The 22,817-nt window shown below is 65.3% G+C and carries 24 protein-coding genes; 8 read left to right on the plus strand and 16 right to left on the minus strand.

Annotated features, from left to right (window positions below; all coding sequences use genetic code 11):
• Positions 1–32: 32 nt before the first annotated feature.
• A complete protein-coding gene (locus RM190_RS06135; protein ID WP_311758755.1) occupies positions 33–281 on the minus strand; it encodes an FAD assembly factor SdhE in 249 nt (82 codons plus the stop codon).
• A 108-nt stretch (positions 282–389) separates the two neighbouring features.
• On the opposite strand from RM190_RS06135, the gene RM190_RS06140 reads away from it, so the two are divergent.
• The gene (locus tag RM190_RS06140) at positions 390–1,592 is read left to right on the plus strand and encodes a pyridoxal phosphate-dependent aminotransferase (RefSeq protein WP_311758536.1); all 1,203 of its coding nucleotides are present in this window, start codon (positions 390–392) and stop codon (positions 1,590–1,592) included.
• 4 nt (positions 1,593–1,596) lie between these two features.
• On the opposite strand, the gene RM190_RS06145 is transcribed toward RM190_RS06140, so the two are convergent.
• On the minus strand, positions 1,597–1,854 hold the full coding sequence (locus tag RM190_RS06145; RefSeq protein ID WP_311758537.1) for a hypothetical protein: 258 nt from the start codon (positions 1,852–1,854) through the stop codon (positions 1,597–1,599).
• Between the two features lie 102 nt (positions 1,855–1,956).
• Here RM190_RS06145 and RM190_RS06150 point away from each other — a divergent pair, with 102 nt between their 5' ends.
• Positions 1,957–2,841 carry a LysR substrate-binding domain-containing protein gene (locus RM190_RS06150; RefSeq protein WP_311758538.1) on the plus strand — a complete coding sequence of 295 codons (885 nt, stop codon included), beginning with the start codon at positions 1,957–1,959 and terminating at the stop codon, positions 2,839–2,841.
• Positions 2,842–2,878: 37 nt separating this feature from the next.
• Here RM190_RS06150 and aspA read toward each other — a convergent pair whose 3' ends face one another.
• Positions 2,879–4,285, minus strand: coding sequence for an aspartate ammonia-lyase (aspA, locus tag RM190_RS06155; RefSeq protein WP_311758539.1), 1,407 nt, complete (start codon positions 4,283–4,285; stop codon positions 2,879–2,881).
• Between the two features lie 169 nt (positions 4,286–4,454).
• The gene (locus RM190_RS06160; RefSeq protein ID WP_311758540.1) at positions 4,455–5,351 is read right to left on the minus strand and encodes a LysR family transcriptional regulator; all 897 of its coding nucleotides are present in this window, start codon (positions 5,349–5,351) and stop codon (positions 4,455–4,457) included.
• 118 nt (positions 5,352–5,469) lie between these two features.
• Between RM190_RS06160 and RM190_RS06165 the strand changes: the two genes are divergently transcribed.
• Entirely contained in the window at positions 5,470–6,699 is a 1,230-nt protein-coding gene (locus tag RM190_RS06165) for a GTP-binding protein (RefSeq protein ID WP_311758541.1), read from the plus strand.
• Entirely contained in the window at positions 6,696–6,992 is a 297-nt protein-coding gene (locus RM190_RS06170; RefSeq protein ID WP_311758542.1) for a DUF6525 family protein, read from the plus strand. The genes RM190_RS06165 and RM190_RS06170 overlap by 4 nt, the downstream gene beginning before the upstream one ends.
• On the opposite strand, the gene RM190_RS06175 is transcribed toward RM190_RS06170, so the two are convergent.
• The 6 genes from RM190_RS06175 to RM190_RS06200 all read right to left on the minus strand — a co-directional run bounded on the left by RM190_RS06175 (position 6,986) and on the right by RM190_RS06200 (position 10,168).
• Entirely contained in the window at positions 6,986–7,774 is a 789-nt protein-coding gene (locus RM190_RS06175; RefSeq protein WP_311758543.1) for a DUF1217 domain-containing protein, read from the minus strand. The genes RM190_RS06170 and RM190_RS06175 overlap by 7 nt on opposite strands.
• Positions 7,771–8,175, minus strand: a complete 405-nt coding sequence (gene flbT, locus RM190_RS06180; RefSeq protein ID WP_311758544.1) for a flagellar biosynthesis repressor FlbT — start codon at positions 8,173–8,175, stop codon at positions 7,771–7,773. Before flbT ends, RM190_RS06175 begins: the two co-directional genes overlap by 4 nt.
• Positions 8,172–8,525 (minus strand): flagellar biosynthesis regulator FlaF, encoded by a 354-nt coding sequence (locus RM190_RS06185; RefSeq protein ID WP_311758545.1) that lies wholly within the window; start codon positions 8,523–8,525, stop codon positions 8,172–8,174. Before RM190_RS06185 ends, flbT begins: the two co-directional genes overlap by 4 nt.
• Positions 8,526–8,606: 81 nt before the next feature.
• Positions 8,607–9,446: a flagellin N-terminal helical domain-containing protein gene (locus RM190_RS06190; protein WP_311758546.1), complete on the minus strand. Its 840-nt coding sequence runs from the start codon at positions 9,444–9,446 to the stop codon at positions 8,607–8,609.
• A 165-nt stretch (positions 9,447–9,611) separates the two neighbouring features.
• The gene (locus RM190_RS06195; RefSeq protein ID WP_311758547.1) at positions 9,612–9,923 is read right to left on the minus strand and encodes a hypothetical protein; all 312 of its coding nucleotides are present in this window, start codon (positions 9,921–9,923) and stop codon (positions 9,612–9,614) included.
• Positions 9,920–10,168, minus strand: coding sequence for a hypothetical protein (locus RM190_RS06200; RefSeq protein ID WP_311758548.1), 249 nt, complete (start codon positions 10,166–10,168; stop codon positions 9,920–9,922). Before RM190_RS06200 ends, RM190_RS06195 begins: the two co-directional genes overlap by 4 nt.
• 100 nt (positions 10,169–10,268) lie before the next feature.
• Between RM190_RS06200 and RM190_RS06205 the strand changes: the two genes are divergently transcribed.
• Both RM190_RS06205 and RM190_RS06210 read left to right on the plus strand, forming a co-directional pair.
• Entirely contained in the window at positions 10,269–11,708 is a 1,440-nt protein-coding gene (locus RM190_RS06205) for a flagellar hook-length control protein FliK (protein WP_311758549.1), read from the plus strand.
• Between the two features lie 11 nt (positions 11,709–11,719).
• Positions 11,720–12,379: a flagellar hook capping FlgD N-terminal domain-containing protein gene (locus tag RM190_RS06210; RefSeq protein WP_311758550.1), complete on the plus strand. Its 660-nt coding sequence runs from the start codon at positions 11,720–11,722 to the stop codon at positions 12,377–12,379.
• A 14-nt stretch (positions 12,380–12,393) separates the two neighbouring features.
• Here the strand turns inward: RM190_RS06210 and RM190_RS06215 are convergent, their stop codons facing one another.
• Complete coding sequence (locus RM190_RS06215) at positions 12,394–13,368, minus strand: glutathione S-transferase family protein (RefSeq protein ID WP_311758551.1); 975 nt, start codon at positions 13,366–13,368, stop codon at positions 12,394–12,396.
• A 149-nt stretch (positions 13,369–13,517) separates the two neighbouring features.
• On the opposite strand from RM190_RS06215, the gene RM190_RS06220 reads away from it, so the two are divergent.
• The gene (locus RM190_RS06220) at positions 13,518–14,456 is read left to right on the plus strand and encodes an XdhC family protein (protein ID WP_311758552.1); all 939 of its coding nucleotides are present in this window, start codon (positions 13,518–13,520) and stop codon (positions 14,454–14,456) included.
• A gap of 21 nt (positions 14,457–14,477) precedes the next feature.
• On the opposite strand, the gene RM190_RS06225 is transcribed toward RM190_RS06220, so the two are convergent.
• The 3 genes from RM190_RS06225 to RM190_RS06235 all read right to left on the minus strand — a co-directional run bounded on the left by RM190_RS06225 (position 14,478) and on the right by RM190_RS06235 (position 19,449).
• Entirely contained in the window at positions 14,478–15,356 is an 879-nt protein-coding gene (locus tag RM190_RS06225; RefSeq protein WP_311758553.1) for an MBL fold metallo-hydrolase, read from the minus strand.
• Between the two features lie 119 nt (positions 15,357–15,475).
• Entirely contained in the window at positions 15,476–18,910 is a 3,435-nt protein-coding gene (locus RM190_RS06230) for a pyruvate carboxylase (RefSeq protein ID WP_311758554.1), read from the minus strand.
• Positions 18,911–18,999: 89 nt separating this feature from the next.
• Positions 19,000–19,449: a nucleoside deaminase gene (locus RM190_RS06235; RefSeq protein WP_311758555.1), complete on the minus strand. Its 450-nt coding sequence runs from the start codon at positions 19,447–19,449 to the stop codon at positions 19,000–19,002.
• 108 nt (positions 19,450–19,557) lie between these two features.
• Here RM190_RS06235 and RM190_RS06240 point away from each other — a divergent pair, with 108 nt between their 5' ends.
• The gene (locus RM190_RS06240) at positions 19,558–21,399 is read left to right on the plus strand and encodes a pseudouridine synthase (protein WP_311758556.1); all 1,842 of its coding nucleotides are present in this window, start codon (positions 19,558–19,560) and stop codon (positions 21,397–21,399) included.
• Between the two features lie 61 nt (positions 21,400–21,460).
• Here the strand turns inward: RM190_RS06240 and hemP are convergent, their stop codons facing one another.
• Both hemP and RM190_RS06250 read right to left on the minus strand, forming a co-directional pair.
• Positions 21,461–21,637, minus strand: a complete 177-nt coding sequence (gene hemP / locus RM190_RS06245) for a hemin uptake protein HemP (RefSeq protein WP_311758557.1) — start codon at positions 21,635–21,637, stop codon at positions 21,461–21,463.
• A gap of 192 nt (positions 21,638–21,829) precedes the next feature.
• Positions 21,830–22,816: a zinc ABC transporter substrate-binding protein gene (locus RM190_RS06250; RefSeq protein WP_311758558.1), complete on the minus strand. Its 987-nt coding sequence runs from the start codon at positions 22,814–22,816 to the stop codon at positions 21,830–21,832.
• Position 22,817: the final 1 nt, after the last annotated feature.

A 22,817-nucleotide genomic window follows, 5' to 3' on the forward strand; every position in this document is an offset into this window, starting at 1 on the left:
CGCGCGAACTATCGCGGTCTTGTCTAAAATTTTCAGGATTTCGGGCGTAAGCGCTCGGTCGCGAATACGGCGATGCGGTCCAGGATCGGAACCAGCGGCGTGGGGCCGGGATTGCGTCCCGCCATCCGGGCGGTGACCCAGGGGTAAAGATCCTGGTCATTCTCGTTCAGCAGCGCCTCGTAATCGTCCAGCTCGGCCGGGGTCAGGTTCCCCATCTCGCTGTCCGCGAAGGGACCAAGGATCAGGTCCATCTCTTTCATGCCGCGCCGCCAGCTGCGCATCCGCAGCCGCTTCAGCCTTGCTTCGTCCTGGTCCAACTTCGCCCCCGGCTTGTCTGTCCGCGTCTGCGCGCCTAAGACTTCAGGCGCCCCAGCCGCAGGATGCATTCGATGAGCCTTTTGTCCCAGACGCTCGCCCGCGTCAAACCCTCGCCCACCATCGCCATTACCGGCCGTGCCCGTGAACTGGCCGCCGAAGGACGCGACATCATCAGCCTGTCGGCGGGTGAGCCCGATTTCGACACGCCCGAACATATCCGCGAAGCGGGCAAGGCCGCGATCGACGCGGGCCATACCCGCTATACCGCCGTCGATGGCATTCCCGAGCTGAAGCGCGCCATCTGCGACAAGTTCCGGCGCGAGAACGGGCTGGACTATACCCCCGCCCAGATCACTGTCGGCACCGGCGGCAAGCAGATCCTGTACAACGCGCTGATGGCGACGCTGAACCCCGGCGACGAGGTGGTGATCCCCGCGCCCTATTGGGTCAGCTATCCCGACATGGTGCTGTTGGCCGGCGGCACGCCCGTCGTGGTCGAGGCCGAGATGCAGAACGGATACCGCATCAGCCCCGAGCAGCTTGAGGCCGCGATCACGCCGAAAACGAAATGGCTGATCCTGAACTCGCCCTCGAACCCGACCGGGGCGGGCTATGACGAGGACGCGATGCGCGGCCTGACCGACGTGCTGATGCGTCATCCCCATGTCTGGGTGCTGACCGACGACATCTATGAGCATCTGGTTTTTGACGATTTCCGCTTCGTCACCCCCGCTCAGGTCGAACCGGGCCTGAAAGACCGCACGCTGACCATGAACGGGGTCAGCAAGTCCTATGCCATGACCGGCTGGCGCATCGGCTATGGCGCAGGTCCGGTCGAGCTGATCAAGGCGATGGGCAAGTTGCAGTCGCAATCGACCTCGAACCCGACTTCGATCAGCCAGTTCGCGGCGCTTGCCGCGCTGGAAGGACCGCAGGATTACGTGGAAACCAGCCGCGCCGTGTTCCAGCGCCGCCGTGATCTGGTGGTCGAGGGGCTGAACAAATGTCCCGGAATCGTCTGCCCGATGCCGCAGGGTGCGTTCTACGTCTATCCCTCGATCCGCGACCTGATCGGCAAGACTTCGGCCGGGGGCACGGTGATCACGGATGACGAAGCTTTCGCCACCGCGCTGCTGGATGAGACGGGGGTTGCGGTGGTGTTCGGCGCGGCCTTCGGCCTTAGCCCGCATTTCCGCATTTCCTATGCAACCTCGGACGAGGTGCTGACGGATGCGTGCGACCGCATCCGCCGGTTCTGCGAAGGGCTCGTCTGAGCCCTTACCATAGGTATTTGCGCAAGGCCTCACCCTCGACCGGCTGGCTGCGGTCGGGGGTATCCACGCTGACGCCGACATCGCGCAACAGGTGCGGCGGCAGATCGGCCAGCGCCTTGCGGGTCACTGGGTCATCCAGCGCCGCGTAGCGGTCGGTGACGACGTTCCGCAGGCACGGATCACCTGCTTTCCTGAAGCCCAGAAGCGTCAGCAGCCGGTCGGCAAGCCCGCGGGGCTGCCGGGTGAAATCACTCGCGAACATTGCTTACTCCTCCACAAGCATGTGGTTGATGGATAAGCACTATGCTACTGTCCGGCGGCTCCTGACCAACAAAGCCTCTGCAAGCATCCATAAGGCCGGCTTATGTCGATTCCGCCCCTTGCCGCACTGCGCGCCTTCGAGGCTGTCGCCCGCCACCTGAGTTTTACCCGAGCGGCCGAAGAACTGGGCATGACCCAGGCCGCCGTCAGCTATCAAATCCGGCTGCTGGAAGAGCGGTTGGGCGTGCCCCTGTTCCTGCGCAAGACGCGCGAAATCTCGTTGACCGAGACCGGGACGCTGTTCGCCCGCCCGACGATCGACGCCTTCGACATGCTGCGCGAAACCTTTGCCGATCCGGCGGCGGATGCGGTCTCGACGCTCTCGATCTCGACCGTGCCGACTTTTGCCGGGGCGTGGCTGTCGCAGCGGCTGGGCAAGTTCCAGATGAGCAATCCGAACCTGGCCGTGCGGCTGGAGACCAGCGACAACATCGTCGATTTCGGGCGCGAGGATATCAGCGTCGCCATACGGTCGGGGCAGGGCGATTGGCCGGGGTTGACCTCGCATTTCCTGATGAATGTCGAGTACACCCCGATGCTGACCCCCGAGATGGCGAAAAAGCACGATCTGCGCGAACCGGCGGACCTGCTGCGCATGCCTCTGCTGGATGCGAGCGACGAAAACTGGGGCGTCTGGATGGCCGAGGCGGGGCTTGAATATCCCGAATGTCCGCCGCGCGCCGGGCTGACGCTGTCCACCGACCTGCACGAGGCACGGGCGGCGCTGGCGGGCTATGGTGTCGCACTGCTGACGCCGCGCTTCTTCCGGTTCGAACTGGCGACGGGAAGCCTGATCCAGCCTTTTCCGCAGGTCTCGCAGAACGGGCGGGGCTATTGGCTGGTCTATCCGCAGGGTCGGCGCAACCGGCCGGCGATCCGCAAGTTCCGCGCCTTCTTGCTGGACGAAATATCTTGCGACCCCGGCTGAGGCCGGGGTCGCGTCACCCCTGGGGGCAGGGGATTGCTCAGGCCACGAAGGGAACGGGCCGGGTCAGTGTTTCGGGGCGCAGGATCGCGTCCAGCCGCTCTTTCGGCAGCAGGCCCTTTTCCAGCACCAGTTCATAGACGCCGCGCCCGGTCAGGTGGGCTTCGGTCGCGACCTCGGTTGCTGCAGCGTAGCCGATATAGGGATTCAGCGCGGTCACGATCCCGATAGAGCGCCGTACGGTTTCCTTGAGCACGTCGCGATTCGCGGTGATGCCGCGCACGCAGTTGTCCTCCAGCGTCGCCAGCCCCGCGACCAGGTGATCGACCGAGCGGAACATAGAATAGGCGATGACGGGTTCAAAGGCGTTCAGCTGAAGCTGTCCACCCTCGGCCGCCATGGTTATGGTCATGTCATTGCCGATCACCTCGAAGCAGATCTGGTTCATCACCTCGGGGATCACGGGGTTCACCTTGCCCGGCATGATCGAAGAACCGGCCTGCTTGGCGGGCAGGTTGATCTCGTTGAAGCCGGCGCGCGGCCCCGAGGACAACAGCCGCAGGTCGTTGCAGATCTTCGAGATCTTGACCGCGACGCGCTTCAGCACGCCCGAGACCTGCACGAATGCCCCGGTATCCGATGTCGCCTCGACAAGGTCAGCGGCGGTGACGACGGGGATCACGGTGATCTCGGCCAGACGGGCGCGCACGCGTTCGGCATATTCGGGATGGGCGGTGATGCCGGTGCCGATGGCCGTGGCGCCAAGGTTGATTTCGCAGATCAGCTGCGCGGCCTCGGCCAGGCGCTGCTCATCCTCGCCGATGGTGATGGCGAAGGCGTTGAATTCCTGTCCCAGCGTCATCGGGACGGCTTCCTGCAACTGGGTGCGGCCCATCTTCAGGATATCGCCGAACTCGGCCCCCTTGGCCTCGAAAGCGCCGCGAAGCGAGGCCAGTTGCTTGATGAGCTTTTGCAGCCCCTTCCAAGAAGCCAGCCGCAGCGCCGTCGGATAGACGTCGTTGGTCGACTGGCTCATGTTCACATGTTCGTTCGGGTGCAGGAATTTGTATTCGCCCTTGGCGTGACCCATGATTTCCAGCGCGCGGTTCGCAATGACCTCGTTCGCATTCATGTTGGTCGAGGTGCCCGCGCCGCCCTGGATCTGGTCGACGATGAACTGGTCATGCAGCTTGCCCGAGCGGATCTCCTGGCAGGCGGCGACGATGGCGTCGCGGCGTTCGGGCGACAGCAGGCCCAGATCGGCATTGGCCATGGCCGCCGCCTGCTTGATCGCGGCCAGCGCGCTGACCAGTTCGGGGATTTCCCCGACCTTGCGCCCCGAGATCGGGAAATTCTCGACAGCGCGCAGGCTGTGGACACCCCAATAGGCATCGGCGGGAACTTCACGGTCGCCAAGCAGATCGTGGTCGATACGGGTCTTCGTCATTGTTCACCTCGGCTGCGCATCCACCGTCCCCGCGCGACAGTGGCGGGGCCGTTCCGGAAAGGCAGGTTTTCGGAATGGTATCTTATCAGGTTTCCAAGGTTTTTTCGCCCTTGGTCACTTGCGATCTAGGCCCGTGCGAAGGTGATATCCAATGCCAAGTCGCGCTGGGTTATTCCGAATCCGCATAGTTTTCGCCAAGCTCTCCGGCCACCTGCCAGACCCGCCCGGTGATCCCCCGCCCGCGCGAGGGGTTGCGGTAAAGTCGGATCTCCATCGGCAGTTCCGGGGCGACGACTTCCAGCCGCCCGGCCTCGATCTCGGCCCCGACCAGCAGGCGCGGCAGCCATACGATGCCGTGACCGGCGATGGCCATGCCCTTCATCGCCTCGGCCATGGACGCTTCGTCGATATGGGCGACATAGACGCGGGGCGCGCCCTGCTGTTCCTGCGCGATCCGGGTCATCGCGTTCAGGAACGAGCCGCGCGAATATTGCAGAAGCGGCATCCCCTCGGTCAGCCATTCCGCGGGCCAGCCGGGGCGGGCGACCGCGGCAAGGCTGTCATGCCCGATCACCAGATGGGGATAGCGCGCCGGGTCCAGCGGAATGTTCACCTGGGGATGGGCATAGGTCAGGAAGAAGTCATAGCCCCCCTCGGACAGGGCCTCGATACAGCGGTCGAAATTCTCGGGTTTGACGCGGCTGGTCATCTGCCCCGCCGCCGCCTTCAGCCGCATCAGCCAGCCGGGCAGGAAGGTCACGCTGAGGCTGTGCAGCGACAGGAACGAGATTTCGCCGCCGCGCGCGCGCGAATGGTCCCGGAACTCGACCCGGCGCGCATTCAGCATCCGAACCGCTTCCTCGGCCGTTTCGCGAAACAGCACGCCTTCGGGCGTCAGCGTCACCGGATAGCCATCGCGCGAAACAAGGTCGGCGCCCATCCATTCCTCAAGTGAGCGGATGCGGCGGCTGAAGGCGCTTTGGGTCACGCCGCGCAATTCTGCCGAACGCGAGAAGCTGCGCGTCTCGGCCAGGGTCAGGAAATCCTCGAGCCATTTGAAGTCCATCGGCCCTCCTTTGTCCCGGTTTAACCGAGCGTTGAGGCCGCCGCCACCGAAAGCCGGTTGCAGCAAGGGGCGCATGGCGATAATGGTGATGTAATAACATTGCAAAGATGAGGAAGCCATGACTACCCGCGACCATCGCCTGCCCGTCACCGTCCTGTCCGGCTTTCTTGGTGCGGGCAAGACGACCTTGCTGAATCATGTGCTGAACAATCGCGAAGGTCGTCGTGTCGCGGTGATCGTCAACGACATGTCCGAGGTGAACATAGATGCCGATCTGCTGCGCGCGGGCAGCGACCTGTCCCGGACGCAGGAAAAGCTGGTCGAGATGACCAACGGTTGCATCTGCTGCACCTTGCGCGACGATCTTCTGGTCGAAGTCCGCCGGCTGGCCGAAGAAGGCCGCTTCGACCACCTTCTGATTGAATCGACCGGCATCGCCGAACCCCTGCCTGTGGCCGCGACCTTCGAATTTCGCGATGAGGACGGGGACAGCCTGGCCGATGTGGCGCGGCTGGATTGCATGGTGACGGTCGTCGATGCGGTGAACCTGCCCGCAGATTTTGCCGGCCGCGACGGATTGATCCAGCGTGGCGAGTCGCTGGGCGCTGACGATCCCCGCAGCGTCGTCGACCTGCTGACCGACCAGATCGAATTCGCGAATGTGATCGTCCTGAACAAGGTGGGCGATGCCGGGGCAGGGCGCTTGCAGCAGGCACGGCGGATCATCCGTGCGCTGAACCCCGATGCAAGACTGGTCGAGACCGATCACGGCCGGGTGGAGGCGGACCAGATCTTCGACACCGGGCTGTTCGATTTCGACCGCGCGCATGAACATCCGCTTTGGGCGAAAGAGCTTTACGGCTTTGACGAGCACCTGCCCGAGACCGAGGAATACGGCATCTCGTCCTTTGTCTATCGCGCGCGGCGTCCCTTTGATCCGCGCCGCATCCATGCGGTGCTTGGGGGTGGGCTGGCAGGGGTGGTCCGGGCGAAGGGGCATTTCTGGATTGCCACCCGCCCCGATTGGGTGGCCGAGTTCAGCCTTGCGGGCGCGATGTCCAGCGTGGCGCCGCTGGGTCGCTGGTGGGCGTCCGTTCCACGCCAGCGCTGGCCCGACCACCCCGAGGCACGGGCCGAGATCCGCCGGCACTGGGTCGAGCCCTTTGGCGACCGTCGGCAGGAACTGGTCTTCATCGGCTCGGGCATGGATGCCGAGGCGATCGGCCGCGCGCTGGACGACGCGCTGCTGATGGTGCCCGGCTTCTCGCCCGAAGATTGGGCGGATCTGTCCGATCCCTTCCCGCGCTGGGATAAGGGCGCGGCCGTAGCGCTGGCCAGTCCCGCATGAGCCGGGGCAACCTGTCCACTTCGCTGCGCGCCCGGACCGTCTTGCACCCGATGCAGCGCTATGATGCCCTGCCTGCCGACCTGCGCCTTTGGCTGGCGGGGGCGGCGCTGTCCTGGAGCACGCGTTCTGCCCTGCGGCACTGGCGCCGTGCGATGGCGCAGGTCGGGAACTGTCCCCTTGCCGCGCGATCCCGGCTTGACGCGATCGAGGCACGGCACCTGGCTCGCGACGCGATACGGGTCTGGGGCGCGTCCCATCCAGCCTGCGGAGGCGCTCAGGCCCCCGGTCAATAGCCCCGCAGGATCGTCAACGCCGCCGAATAGGGCGTGGCCGACGCGCCGCTGTTGATGCTTGATCGCAGCAGATAGGTCTTGAGCAGGTTTTCCAGCTTTTCGGGCTCGGCGAATTGAGCGACCGAGGAACTGCCGGTCATCTTCTCCAGCCGGGTCTTCATCTCGTCCACCTGCCGGTCCACGGGCAGCCGCCCGAAGGTGGACCCCAGACCGAAGGCCCCCTCGAAGATCTTGCGCAGGGGCTGCGAGCCGAGGATCTGATACCACTTCGTATTGTCGCTGGAACCGGACTCGGCCAGCGCCGGAAGTTCCCGCCGCGCGTTCAGCGCCAGTTCGATTTCCTGATACCTGTCGCCGATGTTCCGCTCGAAGGTTTTCGAGACGTAAAGATCCAGGATCGCGCCGACATCGGCGGCGCTTTCGGTCGCACCCCCGGCCTGTCCCATGCCCAGGGCCTTGTTCAGGTTCAGATAGCGCTTGTCCGACAGGCGGTTGACGATGCTGTTGCTGTCGTTCGGGTCGGCCTCAAGCACCTTCTTGATGAACAGCCGGTTCTTCATGTCGGCTTCAAGGCCAAACGCGCGCAGGGCGACGTTCAGCAGGCGGTAATCCGAGACCATCTGGTCGGCGGTCTTCACCTGCGGCAGCTTCTCGGCGAAATAGGTGCGCGAGCGCAGGATTTCGGGGTCGCGGGCCAGCGTGGCGCGCTGGGTCTCGGCCGTGCGCTCAAGCAGCTTCCAGCCGGTATAGCCGCCCTGTCCGACCTGGACCTGATAGGTCATGGCTGGACCTGCGCGAGCAGCCGCGCTTCGCGCGGAAGCAGGGTGCGAAGCTGCTTCATGGCAAGATAATAGTTCCCGTCGATCAGCGCCTTGGTCGCGGTGTCAAGGATGCCGCGGCTGTCGCTGTCAGGCAGGGCGCGAGACAATTGTTCGACACCGTGCAAGGCCTGCATCCGGCCCTGCGTTTCGTCCGCATCGCCGCTGATGACGAGCTGGCAGATATAGCAGACGCGCGACACGGGCGTCTGGGCCTCGTCCGGGTGGATTGCGTCGCGCAGGCGCAGGATATTGGCATTGGGCGACCTGACCGACAGCCGGGCGCGCTTGTCGCCGTTCTCGATCACCGCGCCGTTGATCAGCACCCTTTCGCGGGGGGCAAGTTTCAGGATCAGCCCGCTCATGCCGCGCCCTCGCCGCGCAGGCCCTTCATCACGGCCAGATTGACGTCGATCAGGGCGTCGGTCGTGGCCTTTCCGCTCAGTACCGACTGGCCGTGCCTGAGCGAAAAGATGGCAAGCGAGATCAGCCCGGCCTTGACCTGATCCTCGATCCCGTTCGCGGGGTCTGCCAGATCGGTGGCCAGCAGCGTCCACAATTCGTTGTTGCGCGAGACGGCGACGACCGTCGCGTCCGAGCGACATTCGCGCGGCGCCAGATGCAACATTCGCGTCACGCGCGAAAAGGCGTCGTATTCCATGTCCTTGGCACCCCTTAATGCGGGGCTGCCATAGGCGCGTTCGGCAAAAGGCATGATCGCGTTCAAAATCGTGCTTCCCCTTGGGGTTGAACCGAAGGCGGCGGGGGCTGCTTGCGAAGCCCCCGCCGGTTTCTATCAGCCGCGGAACAGCGACAGGATCGAGGACGGCGCCTGGTTGGCGATCGACAGCGCCTGGATGCCAAGCTGCTGCTGGGTCTGCAGCGCCTGCAGGCGGGCAGAGCTTTCCTCCATGTCGGCATCGACAAGCGAGCTGACCGCCATCTTCAGCGAGTCGGTCAGCTTCGACACGAAATTCACCTGGTCGGTGATCCGCTGCCCGGACGAGCCGAGTTCGGCCGCGCCGGCGATCGCCACGCCCAGCAGCGATTCGATGTCGTCAAGTGCGGTCGCGGCCGAAGCCTGGTCCGAGATTGTCGTCACCGTGCCGCCCACGATGCTTGCCTCGAAGTCGACGCTTTCCACGTCGATCTTCGATGCGCTGACCGTCGCGCCGCTGCGGTCCATCGAGCCGATGACCGAATAGGTCGTCGCCCCGTTGACCCCGTTGGTGCTGAGCAGGTTGACGCCGTTGGCCTGCGTTCCCGCCACGATCGAGGCGATCTGGTCCCGCTTCGCGGACATCTGCGTCTCGATCGTGTCGAAGTCGGCGTCGCTGCGGTTGGCGCCAATTGCCAGCTGCTTCATTTCCTGAAGCAGGCTTTGCACCTGTTCGGCGCCCACCCGTGCCGTCGCCACGGTCTGTCCGGCGACGTTCAGGTTGGTCTGGATGGTCTTGAAGGATTCCTGATCGGTCTCCATCGTTTTCGAAATGGCCCAGACCGCCGCATTGTCCTGCGCCGAGCCGACCGATTTCCCGGTCGAGATCTCGGTCTGGGTCTTTGCGAGGTTCGAGTTAATGCCCTTCAGCGTTTGCAGGGCGACAAGGGCAGAGCTGTTGGTCAGAATGCTGGACATTGATTTCACTCCTTGAAAGGGGCAGTTTTATCCCCCATTGACACAAGGCCATTCTGACCTGCGGCTTTCACCGATGCGTTCTGCACATTGGCGACCATATGCGCCGGTGGTGAATAAATCCTGAATCCGGAAAGCCGATCAACGCGATTGATCGCGACAATTGATTCAAAATCTTCCGACTTCGGAAGGCGCAGTCGCGCCGACCTGACGCGACCCCGCACGGTCGTAGGTTTCCAGCCGCCGCGACGCGCCAAGGATCTGCCGGATCCGTTGCCGCGCCAGCGCCAGCCCATCCCGCATGGCTGCGGAAAGCGAGCGGATCTGCCCCAACTCGTCGGATATCTGCCGTTTTTCCAATGGGCTACGGGCATGGCGCAGGTCAGTTTCCCGGAATTTCGCCAGGATTTCCTCGGCCAGGTCAAACCGCCCCGCCTGCAGGGCCAGTCGCGCATCGCGCAATTTCGCGATGTCGATCATGCCCCTTCTCCTGTCTTGCGAAGCAGCCCCAGATCGATTCGCGCGGCGATCGCGGTGGCGTGGACATCGGTCATCATGCTTGAGAACTGATCCTCGCCGATGCCGCCGCCAAATTCTCCGGAAAGGGGCTGCGGCCCGGCATATTTCAGCATTTCGGCAAGGAATGCCTTTTCAATGCCATCTTCGACGGCTGTGGTTTTCATGGTCTTAATGTTCGGGGATGCAGAAACGGAAGTGATGTTCATGGACGCCTCATTTCAGATGCGAAAACCGTTTTATTTGCCTGCGGTAAATATTTGGTAATCAGGAACGGCTAGACCGGCGGCAAATCAGATTGGTTTGAAAATGATTATTGGCGCGATCGAAAATCTGCTGGCAACGGCACTTTCCGGACTGAAGGCCCAGCCACCCGCTGAGGTGGACGACACGGCCGAGGTCCACAGCTTTGAAATGGAACTTGATCTTGGCGCGGAACCCGTCCCCGCCAGCCCGCTGCCTGAGGAAGTGGCGTCGGAACCCGACGAGGACGCCGAGGCGATCCGGATTGATGGTTCAGAGCCTGACACGCAGGTCGCGGTTGCGATGCCGGTCCCAAGCCCGGTCGTCGCGCTGTCAGGTCTGGTTCCGATTGCGACAGCCAGCCCGACGCCCGATCCTGAGGCTCTGCCGGCCGATCGCGCGCCTTCGTTGCAGGGCGAAGTTACGTCGGACGGCGGCGTTCCGATCTCAGGTCTGCCACTCCATCGCGGAACCCCGGATCTGGCTTCGCCGCCCGTGCAGAGTGGGGACGGCAGTCTGTCCGGGACAGATGCCGCACAGCTTCAAGTTGCCGCTGTCCCGTCACCGCCCACGCCGATGGCCGGATCCGAAGCGGGGTCCTTTACGCGGCCATTGCAAGGCTTGCCGCCGATGTCGGGCGCGCAGACCACACCCGTGCCGCAAGCGGCCTCTGCGCCGACGGCGGCGATCCAGTCCGCCCCGTCGCGGCAGGATCTGTCCCGTTCCCCGGAGTTTGCGACGCGTCCTGAAGTCGCGGCGGCCCACATGACGCCCGGCGCACTTCCCCTTCGACCCGCTCCCGCCACGTCTGAACGGCGCGGGGGTGACGTCGCGCTGGCCCCCGCCGCGTCCCGACCGGCCACTGCCGAAGCCGCTCCATCTGCCCCCGAGGTTGCCGCCGCTGCGACGCAGCCGCGTGCCTATCCCAGACCAGTCCCGGCATCCCCGGCCGTGGCTGCCAGTGCCCCGGCGCAGGTCACCGACCCCTCTGCCGCCATGCCCGCGACCGACCCCGGCCTTGCGGCGGGGATTACGGTGCATCTGCCCCGCGATCGTCGCGCCGAGGGGGCGGTTCAGCCCGCCGGCCTGACGCTTGCGCATCCGTTGGCCGAACCGCGCCGGATCATTCGCCAGGTTGCGGAACGCGCCGCGGATGCCAAGCAGAATCAGATCGAGATCACGCTTTCCCCCGAGGAACTGGGCAAGGTCCGGTTGGTCATCACGCCGGGCGACAATCCGGTCGTCACCGTCCATGCCGAGAATCGCGATGTGCTGGACCTGATGCGTCGGAACGGAGAGCTGCTGGCGCGCGAACTGCGCGATACAGGATTGGGCGGCGCCTCGATCTCGTTCGGAGATGGCGGGGCGGACAATCCGCAATGGCAGCGCCCCGAACGGTCGCCCTTTGCGCAGGCCCGCCTTTCCGTCGAGGAGGGCGAAAGCGCCGCCGAAAAGTCCGTGGCGCCACGCGCCGTCGCGGGGCGGCAAATCGACATTCGTATCTGAAAGGGACCATCATGGTTACAGGCATCGGCACCACCTATGGCAGCTCGACCACGGCCAATTCGACCGCCAGCACCGCCTCGGCCACGTCGGTCGGGGGCGACTACCAGACCTTCCTGCGCATGTTGACGACGCAGGTGCAAAGCCAGGACCCGCTGAACCCGATGGACAGCAGCGATTTCGCCGTCCAGCTGGCCACCTTTTCGGGGGTCGAGCAGCAGGTCAGGACCAACTCGCTGCTTGAGCAGATGGTCTCGGGGTCGAACGGCCAGCTTGGCCAGCTTGCCGACTGGATCGGGCGCGAAGTCAGGACAACCGGCCCCGTCTGGTTCCAGGGCGAGCCGCTGACCTTGCAGATCGACCCCGCAGCCGGTGCGGATGCAGCACAGCTGGTGACGCTGGACGCCTCGGGGAATGAGGTCGGGCGCGAGGCGATCGGGACCGGCGCGGGCGAGGTCGACTGGCTGGCGCAGGATCAATCGGGTGCCGTCCTGCCCGATGGGCTTTACCAGTTCCGGCTGGATTCGCTGTCGGGCGGCGAGGTGATCGGCTCGACCCAGGTGCCCGCATACAGCCGCGTGACCGGAGCCGAGCTTTCGGACGCGGGTCCCCTGCTGATCCTCACAGGCAACAGCGCGGTTTCCCCATCCGAGGTCACCGCGCTTAGGGAATAGAACGCAATCGGGGGTCAGCCCCGGCCATGCGGTTCGTCCCAATCGATGATCGGGTTGATCGGAATGATTCGGTTCGGATTTATCGTGTCGTGGCTATAGTGATAGTGACGCACGATATGGTTGAAATCGACCGTTGGGGCGACGCCGGGCCACTGATACAGTTCGCGCGTCCAACCCCAAAGGTTCGGGTATTCGCGCAGCCATTTCCGGTTGCACTTGAAATGGGTGTGATAAACCGGGTCGAAGCGCAGCATGGTGGTGAGAAGCCGCCAATCCGCCTCGGTCGCGCACGTTCCGCACAGGTAACGGTTCTGGCCCAGATGCGCCTCAAGCCAGTCGAGCGTGTCGAACAGCGGGTGGACCGCCTCGTCATAGGCCTGTTGCGACGTGGCGAAGCCGGCCTTGTATACGCCGTTGTTCACCCGGTCGTAGACGCGGTCGTTCATTGCGTCGATCTGCGCCAGCAGCGCGGCTGGGCAGTAATCGTCGCGGTTGCCGGTCAGTCCGTCGAAGGCGCTGTTGAACATGCGGATGATCTCGGCGCTTTCGTTCGAGACGATGGTGCCCCGCTGCTTGTCCCACAGGACCGGCACCGTGACCCGTCCCGAAGCAAGTGGGTCGGCCCGCAGATAGATCTGTCGCAGGAAATCCAGTCCGAACAGCCCGTCACCCGTGGCACCGGGAAAATCGGTCGAGAAGGTCCAGCCCTCGGACAGCATGTCGGGATGGACGACCGAGACCGAAATATGGTCCTGCAGCCCCTTCAGCGCGCGAAAGATCAGCGTCCGGTGCGCCCAGGGACAGGCGTAGGAGACGTAAAGGTGATACCGCCCGCTTTCGGCAGGAAAGCCGCCTTCGCCCGAGGGGCCGGGGCCACCGTCTGGGGTGATCCAGTTCCGCCACGACGTCGTCGTCCGCTGGAAACGTCCGCCCGTGGTTTTGGTGTCATACCATTCGTCATGCCAGATGCCGTCGACCAGTCGTCCCATCCTTGCCCCCTTGGCTTGCGTCCGGGGCAGAATGTGGCGACTATCGCGTTGGGTGCAATCGGAAGATGCACCGGGCGCGCGGCCCTTGTCCCGGACGATGGGCGCGCCGGAACGGGCAGGACCATGCCGACGAAAAGGGAAAGCATCGGATGAGGGACGAAGGCGCCGCGCCCCAGGGCCCCGTGTTGGCAGAGGTGCGGCTGCGCGCCTCCGACCTGCCGCTGGGCGTTGGCGAGCCGGTGGCGCTTGCCTTTATCGCCGGTGTGGACGGGCCGTCCTATCGTCCTGTCGGGGCGGCAATGGCTATCGGTCCGGACGCAGAGATGTGGGGTTCGCTGTCCTCGGGGTGCATTGACGCGGATGTCGCACGTCACGCGCGCGAGGTTGCGGCCAGTGGCCAACCCCGCGACCTGCGCTATGGCGCGGGGTCGCCGTTTCGGGACCTGGAGCTGCCCTGCGGCGGCGGTCTGGATATCCGGGTGATGGCGGTCCCCGATGCCGCAAGCCTTGCTCCGATCCGCTCGGCGCTTGCGGGGCGCAGGCCGATCAACCTATGGCTGGGCAGGACCCTGTCCACGACCCCGGCAGATGATGCCGTGCTGCGGCTTCGGGTCGATCCCGACCCGCGTTTCGCGGTCTTCGGCAAGGGCCCCGAGGCGCTGGCCTTTGCGCGTATGGCGGCGGGCGCGGGCTATGAGACGCATCTTGCCTCGCCCGATGCCGAGACACTGGCGATTGCGGGCCCGCAGATCCGTGGCGTGCATCTTGTCGGGCCGTCGCCACTGGCGCGGGTGCCGGTCGATGCCTTCACCGCAGGGGTTCTGTTCTTTCACGATCACGACCATGAACCCACAATCCTAGCGCATCTGCTGCAGGGGCCGGCCTTCTATGTCGGGGCGCAGGGCAGTCGCCGTGCTGCGGCTGAGCGCTTACGTCTACTGCGCGCCGCGGGTCTGGCCGAAGACCGGCTGGAGCGGCTGCGCGGACCGATCGGGCTGATCCCCTCGACCCGCGATGCCCGAACGCTGGCGGCCTCGGTCCTGGCCGAGGTGCTGGCCGTGGCCATGCAGGACGTGTCTGCTGGCTGATACAGGCATCCGCCCGGCGCGCTAGGCCCAGGGCGATTGCAGCAGGTCCAGCGGGATCTTCAGGTAACGGCGGCCATTCGCCTCGGGCTCGGGCAGGCGGCCGGCATTGGTGTTCACCTGCAGGGCGTGCAGGATCAGCTTGGGCATTGGCAGGCTGCGGTCCCTGGCCTCGCGCGCGGCGACAAATTCGCCCTCGGTCAGGTATTTCGACATGTGGATGTTCGTGGCCCTCTGCTCGGCCACGGTCGATTCCCAGGCCGGTTCGCGCCCCCCTTGGCAATAGTCATGGCCGGTAAAGATCCGCGTGGTGTCGGGCAGGGCTAGGATGGCCTGGATCGAATGCCACAGGACATGCGCGCTGCCACCGGGGAAATCGGCGCGTGCCGTGCCGCTGTCGGGCATGAACAGCGTATCATGGACGAATGCCGCGTCGCCGATCACATAGGTGACCGAGGCGAGCGTGTGCCCCGGCGACAGCATCACGCGACAGGGAATGTTGCCCAGCCAAAACTCTTCGCCATCGGCGAACAGGTGATCCCACTGGCTGCCATCGGCACGGAAATCGGGCCAGTTGTAGAAATCTTTCCACAGTTTCTGGACCTCGACCACCTTCTCGCCGATCCCGACAGGCGCACCCGTCCGGCTTTTGAGGTAATCGGCGGCCGAGAAGTGGTCGGCATGGGGATGGGTGTCCAGGATCCACTGGACGTGATAGCCGCGCGTCCGCACGAATTCCAGGATCCGGTCGGCCTCGACCGTGGCGGTGGCGCCCGATTTTTCGTCGAAATCCAGCACCGGGTCGATGATCGCGCATTGCCCCGTCTCGGGGCAGGCCACGACATATTGGATCGATCCGCTGCGCGCTTCGTAGAAACCTGTTACGTCTGGGGCCTTGGACATGGAATTCGGGTCTCCGAATTTACAAAATACCGGAACGTCTTCCACTTCATATGCAAAGCGCGGCGGTCAGGCAACTCGACGCACGCGAAAGGGAAAAAGGGGCCCGAAGGCCCCTTTACCTACCCGAACTCGACGAGGAGGTCTTTTGCGTCGATTTGTTGTCCTGGTGTGGCGTGGAGTGTCCTGATTGTGCCTTCGCGGTCGGCGTGGATTGCGGTTTCCATCTTCATGGCCTCGATGGTCAGCAGCAGGTCTCCGGGATGGACTTTTTGGCCCGCAGTGACCGCGACCGAGGCGATGACGCCGGGCATGGGGGCGCCGACATGGCTTTCGTTGGCGGGGTCGGCCTTGGGCCGGGCCGAGGCCTGGGATTTCACCAGCCGGTTCGGCACCCGGATCACGCGGGGCTGGCCGTTCAGCTCGAAGAAGGCCTTCACGTCGCCCTTTTCGTCGGTCTCTCCCAGGGTCAGCAGGCGGATTTCCAGCGTCTTGCCGGGGTCGATCTCGGCCTCGATCTCGTCGCCGGGTTCCATGCCGTAGAAGAAGGTGCGGGTCGGCAGGGTGCGGACCGGGCCATAGGCCTCGTGCCGGGCCATGTAGTCGGTGAAGACCTTGGGATACATCAGGTAGCCGTTCAGGTCCTCGTCATCGACCGGCTTGCCGTCCAGCTCGGCCGAAAGCTGCGCGCGCACGGCCTCGATGTCGACCGGGGCCATGCTGGCGCCGGGGCGGGTGGTCAGCGGCGTCTCGCCCTTCAGCACCTTCCTTTGCAGCGCCTCGGGCCAGCCGCCGGGGGGCTGGCCCAGATTGCCGCGCATCATGTCGACAACGCTGTCGGGGAAGGACACCTCGGTCGCCGGGTCCTCGACCTGGGCGCGGGTCAGGTTCTGGGCCACCATCATCAGCGCCATGTCGCCCACCACCTTGGAACTGGGCGTGACCTTGACGATGTCGCCGAACATGCGGTTCACCTCGGCATAGGTCCGGGCGACCTCGTGCCAGCGGTCCTCAAGCCCAAGGCTGCGCGCCTGGGCCTTGAGGTTGGTGAACTGGCCGCCCGGCATCTCGTGCAGCCAGACCTCCGAGGCCGGGGCCTGCAACCCGCTTTCAAAGGCCGCGTATTGCGCGCGGACCGCTTCCCAGTAGTTCGAGATCTCGCGGATCGCTCCGATATCAAGCCCGGTATCGCGATCGGTATGGCGCAGCGCCTCGACGATCGAGCCCAGCGTCGGCTGGCTGGTATTCCCCGACAGCGCGTCCATCGCGCAATCGACCGCATCGACCCCCGCCGCTGCCGCGGCCAGGATGGTGGCGCCGCCGATGCCGCCGGTGTCATGGGTGTGGAAATGGATCGGCAACCCGACCTCTTCCTTCAGCGCCTTGACGAGCAGGCTGGCCGCAGCGGGCTTCAACAGCCCCGCCATGTCCTTCAGCCCCAGCACATGCGCGCCCGCGTCGCGCAGATCGCGGCCCATCGCGACATAGTATTTCAGGTCGTACTTGGCGCGGTCGGGGTCAAGGATGTCGCCGGTATAGCAGATCGTGCCCTCGCAGATCTTGCCCGATGCGACCACCGCATCCATGGCGACGCGCATGTTCGGGGTCCAGTTCAGGCTGTCGAAGACGCGGAACACATCGACGCCGGTTTCCGCCGCCTGGCGCACGAATTCCTGCACCACGTTGTCGGGATAGTTGGTATAGCCGACCCCGTTGCTGGCGCGCAGCAGCATCTGCGTCATCAGGTTCGGCATCGCCGTGCGGATGTCGCGCAGCCGCTGCCAGGGGCATTCCTGCAGGAAGCGGTAAGCCACGTCGAAGGTCGCCCCGCCCCAGCACTCGACCGAGAAGAGGCCGGGCAGGTTCGCGGCATAGCTGGGCGCGACCCGGATCATGTCGATGGACCGCATCCGCGTCGCCAGCAGCGACTGATGCCCGTCCCGCATCGAGGTGTCGGTGATCAGCAGTTGCTTCTGGCCCAGCATCCAGTCGGCGACGGCCTGCGCGCCGCTTTCCTCCAGCAATTGCCGGGTTCCGGGCACCGGCTCGGCGCGGGGTTTCGGGGGAACCGGGGTGCGCGCCTCGGCCGGCGGGCGGGGACGGCCCGCGGTCTCGGGGTGGCCGTTGACCGAGATGTCGGCGATATAGGTCAGGATCCGCGTCGCCCGGTCGCGGCGCTTGGCGAAGTGGAACAGGTTCTCGGTCGTGTCGATGAACTTGGTGGTGTAGCTGTCGTCCAGGAAGGTCGGGTGCTTGAGCAGGTTGATGACGAACTCGATATTCGTCGCCACCCCGCGCACGCGGAATTCGCGCAAGGCCCGGTCCATCCGCGCGATGGCCTTTTCCGGGGTTTGGGCATGGGCCGTGACCTTGACCAGCAGGCTGTCGTAATATCGGGTGATGACGCCCCCCGAATAGGCGGTGCCGCCGTCAAGGCGGATGCCGTTGCCGGTCGCGCTGCGATAGGCGGTGATGCGGCCGTAATCGGGGATGAAGTTGTTCAGCGGGTCCTCGGTCGTGACCCGGCATTGCAGCGCGTGGCCGTTCAGATGCACGTCCGCCTGGCTGGGCACGCCGGTCGCCTGCGCCAGCGTCGCGCCCTCGGCGATCAGGATCTGGGATTGCACGATGTCGATGCCGGTGACCTCCTCGGTCACGGTATGCTCGACCTGGACGCGCGGGTTCACCTCGATGAAGTAGAAGGACTGGCTGTCCATATCCATCAGGAACTCGACCGTGCCGGCATTCTGATAGCCGACGGCGCGGCCGATCTTCAGCGCCAGTTCGCAGACCTCGGCGCGCTGTTCCTCGGAGAGATAGGGGGCGGGGGCGCGCTCGACCACCTTCTGGTTGCGGCGCTGGACCGTGCAGTCGCGTTCGTAAAGGTGGTAAAGCCCGCCATGGCTGTCGCCCAGCAATTGCACCTCGACATGGCGGGCGCGCAGGATCATCTTTTCCAGATAGCCCTCGCCATTGCCGAAGGCGGCCTCGGCCTCGCGCCGGCCCTCGCGCACCTTCTCGGGCAATTCCTCGGGGTTCTGGATCGGGCGCATGCCGCGCCCGCCGCCGCCCCATGACGCCTTCAGCATCAGGGGATAGCCGATCGCGGCGGCTTCCGTCTTGATCGCCTCCATGTCATCGCCCAGCACCTCGGTCGCGGGAATGACCGGCACGCCCGCGGCAATCGCCACGCGCCGCGCGCTGGCCTTGTCGCCAAGCGCCCGCATCGTGTCCGCGGTCGGACCGATGAAGGCGATCCCGGCCGCCGCGCAGGCATCGACGAAATCGGGGTTCTCGGACAGAAGCCCATAGCCGGGATGGATCGCATCCGCCCCCGAAAGCTTCGCCACCCGGATGATCTCGGGAATGCTCAGATAGGCCGCCACCGGGCCAAGACCCGCCCCGATCCGATACGCCTCGTCCGCCTTGAAACGGTGAAGGCCAAGCTTGTCCTCCTCCGCATAGACCGCAACCGTCCGCTTCCCAAGCTCGTTCGCAGCCCGCATCACGCGGATCGCAATCTCGCCTCGGTTCGCAACTAGGATCTTGCTGAACATCTCTTCTCCCCCGGTATCCCGGGAAGACATGCTAGCCATGCTGCATTGCAGCGCAAGTGTCCTGTGCGGTTGTCAGCCGAAGGTACCGGTCAGCGCCGTTCGCGGAAGAACGCCAACAGCAGGTCGCGCGCCTCGGCTGCGGCCAGCCCGTCGAAGATCTGGGGGCGGTGGTGGCATTGCGGATGGTCGAAGACCCGCGCCCCATGCCTGACGCCGCCCATGCGGGGATCATCGGCCCCGTAATAAAGAACCTCGATCCGTGCGGCCGAGATTGCGGCGGCGCACATCGGGCAGGGTTCCAGCGTCACCCAAAGCCGCGCGCCGGGCAGCCGTTCCGAGCCGATGGCGCGGCAGGCGTCGCGGATCGCCAGGATCTCGGCATGGGCGGTCGGATCGGCCAATTCGCGCGTCCGGTTCCCAGCGCGGGACAGCACGCGGCCCGCGGCATCGGTCAGAACCGCGCCCACCGGCACCTCGCCGCGGGCGGCGGCGGCGCGGGCCTCGTCCAGGGCCGCGGGCATATGCGATGAAAACTCCATGCGGGTTTCTGGCGCGAGACGCGATGGCGCGCAAGAACCGCTTTCCATGTTATGCGTTATGTCGTATTCGCCCGCTTTTGCTACCGCAGAGATGCGCAGGAGATCGCTATGACCGATATACCCGACACCCCCGAATCCGAATCCCAGAAATCCGAGGGCGACCGCATCGCCAAGGTGATGGCGCGTTCCGGCGTTGCCAGCCGCCGCGAAGCCGAGCGGATGATCATCGAAGGCCGCGTCAGCGTCAACGGCAAGAAGATCGACAGCCCCGCGCTGGACGTGCTGCCGAGCGACCGCATCACCGTCGACGGCAAGAAGCTTGAAGAGCCGCAGGAAACCCGGCTGTGGATGTATTACAAGCCTCTGGGCCTGGTGACGACCGAGTCGGACGAAAAGGGCCGCCAGACGGTGTTCGACGCGCTGCCGCGCGATCTGCCGCGGGTGATGACCGTCGGCCGCCTCGATCTCAACTCCGAAGGGCTGCTGCTGCTGACCAATGACGGTGAGCTGAAGCGTCGGCTGGAACTGCCGACCACCGGCTGGCTGCGCCGCTATCGCGTGCGAGTGAACGGCACGCCGAACGACCTGACCTTTGCGCCCCTGCGCCGCGGCGTCACCATCGATGGCGAGGACTTCGCCCCGATGGAGATCAAGCTTGACAGCCAGCAGGGGGCGAATGCCTGGCTGACGGTCGGCATCCGCGAGGGCAAGAACCGCGAGATTCGCCGTGCCATGAACCATGTCGGGCTGATCGTGAACCGCCTGATCCGCGTGGGATATGGTCCCTTCAAGCTGACCGGCATGGAAGAGAACGAAGTCCGCGAGATCAAGCGCAAGGTGCTGCGCGACCAGCTGGGCGGCCTGCTGACCGGCGAAGAAACCGATGCGAAGCCCCGCAGTTTCCGCGATCGCGGCGCCGCAGGGGAGGAGCGCGAGGGCCGCTCGGGCGCGCCGTTTGCCCGTCGTGAAGACGGTGACCGCAAGCCCTATGCCCGCCGCGAGGGAGATGACCGCAAGCCGTTCGCGCGTCGCGAGGATGGAGATCGCAAGCCCTACGCCAAGCGTGAAGACGGCGACCGCAAGCCCTATGCCCGCCGCGATGGGGATGACCGCAAGCCGTTCGCGCGTCGCGAGGATGGAGATCGCAAACCCTACGCCAAGCGTGAAGACGGCGACCGCAAGCCCTACGCCCGCCGCGATGGGGATGACCGCAAGCCGTTCGCCCGCCGCGAGGATGGTGATCGCAAGCCCTACGCCAAGCGTGAAGACGGCGACCGCAAGCCCTATGCCCGCCGCGATGGGGACGACCGCAAGCCGTTCGCCCGCCGCGAGGACGGTGATCGCAAACCCTACGCCAAGCGTGAAGACGGTGATCGCAAACCCTACGCCAAGCGTGAAGACGGCGACCGCAAGCCCTTCGCACGTCGCGAGGGAGATGACCGCAAGCCGTTCGCCCGCCGCGAGGACGGTGATCGCAAACCCTACGCCAAGCGTGAAGACGGTGATCGCAAACCCTACGCCAAGCGTGAAGACGGCGACCGCAAGCCCTTCGCACGTCGCGAGGGAGATGACCGCAAGCCGTTCGCCCGCCGCGAGGACGGTGATCGCAAACCCTACGCCAAGCGTGAAGACGGCGACCGTAAGCCCTATGCCCGCCGCGAGGGAGATGACCGCAAAACGTTCGCCCGCCGCGAGGATGGAGATCGCAAACCCTACGCCAAGCGTGAAGACGGCGACCGTAAGCCCTATGCCCGCCGCGAGGGAGATGACCGCAAACCGTTCGCCCGTCGCGAGGATGGTGAGCGCAAGAGCTTCGGCAAGCCGGGTGAGCGCGGCGGCAAGCCGTTTGGCGGCAAGCCCGGCGGCAAACCCTTTGGCAAGCCGGGCAGCAAGCCCGGTCCGCGGGGCGGATCGGATCGCGGTCCCGCGCGTGGGCCGCGCAAGGGCTGATCGCCTGAATACCAAAAAGGGCGCGGAGAAATCCGCGCCCTTTTCAATCCGGGGAGGCCGGTTACTTCGTCAGGATCAGCTTGCCGGCGCGGGTGATGCGCAGGTTATAGACCTGATCGCCCAGAATGATCAGGGCCTGGTTGCCACCATTGGTCAGGGTTTCGGCTTCGTATTGGGGCAGGCGCTGCAGTGCGGTCACACCGGGGCGCGTGAATTCGGCGGGGCGGGTCGCGGTCATGTCCAGTTCCTCGTTCTGCGGTCGCGGGTGTCTAACGCTTGTGAGGTGAACCTGACAAAAAACATATGGTATGTCAAAGGAAAAGAGTCGGATTTAATCGCACCGGCGTTCTTTCCTGCTCCATATGTCTGAAAATCCGCGTCTTTCCGGCTTGGTGGGCCGGGCGGGTCGCCCCGCCTGGCCAGTATTGTGTCACTTCTGGCCCAGGCAATCGGCAATGGCGCCGCCCATGTCGCGCAGGAACTGGGGATAGGACAGGGGGCCTTCGGACGGCTTGCCTTCGGGGGCGAGCGCCGCGCCCTGGCGGATGTCTGTGCCTTCGGTCGCGGCCGCCAGCAGGCGCGCGTCGTGGTTCGCCTCGGGGAAGGCGCAGGCGGCGTTCTGGCCCGCGATCTCGTCCCGGATCTGTTTCAGCCGCGCTGCCGACGGGGCCGAGGCGTCGCCAAGGCTGACGGCGATGGCGGGCTGAAGTCCATAATGCTCGGTGAAATAGCCATAGGCGTCGTGGAAGACGACAAAGCGGCTGTCTTTGAACGGGGCAAGGCGTGCCATGTTGTCGGCGTCCGCAGCCTTGATCTCGGCCACGCCCTTGGCGGCATTGTCGCGATAGGTGGCTGCATTGTCCGGGTCGCGTTCGGCCAGCGCGTCGGCGATGGCATTCAGCCAGGCCGCCCCGTTCGCGGGATCAAGCCAGGCATGGGGATCCTTGCCGGAATGATCGTGGCCATCATGACCGCTGTCGCCGCCCTGATGGTCGTGGTCGTGGTCGTGGTCGTGGTCGTGGTCATGATCGTGGTCGTGATCGTGATCCCCGTCTGCCGCGCCGAAGTCGCGGGTATGGGTGCCCGGCAGCGCCAGCAGGGCCAGGCTGTCCTGGGGCTTCAGCCCCTGCGCCGCGTGGCTTAGCCAGGGGGACAAGGCCGGGCCGACCCAGACCAGCATGTCCGCGCCGTTCAGCGCCCGCGCCTGGCTGGGGCGCATCTGATAGTCATGGGGATCGCCGCCCGCCTCCATCAGCACCACGGGGGCGCCCAGATCGCCCATGACCTGCCCGATCATCGCCCCGACGATCGGTATGTCGGCGACGACGACCGGCGGCTTGGCATGGGCGGGAAGCGCGCCAAGCCCCAGCAGGGTCAGGGCGGCAAGCGAAAGGCAAGGCTTTTGGATGATGTGCATG

It is taken from the genome of Paracoccus broussonetiae (assembly GCF_031854425.1).
Classification (GTDB): Bacteria; Pseudomonadota; Alphaproteobacteria; order Rhodobacterales; family Rhodobacteraceae; genus Paracoccus; species Paracoccus broussonetiae.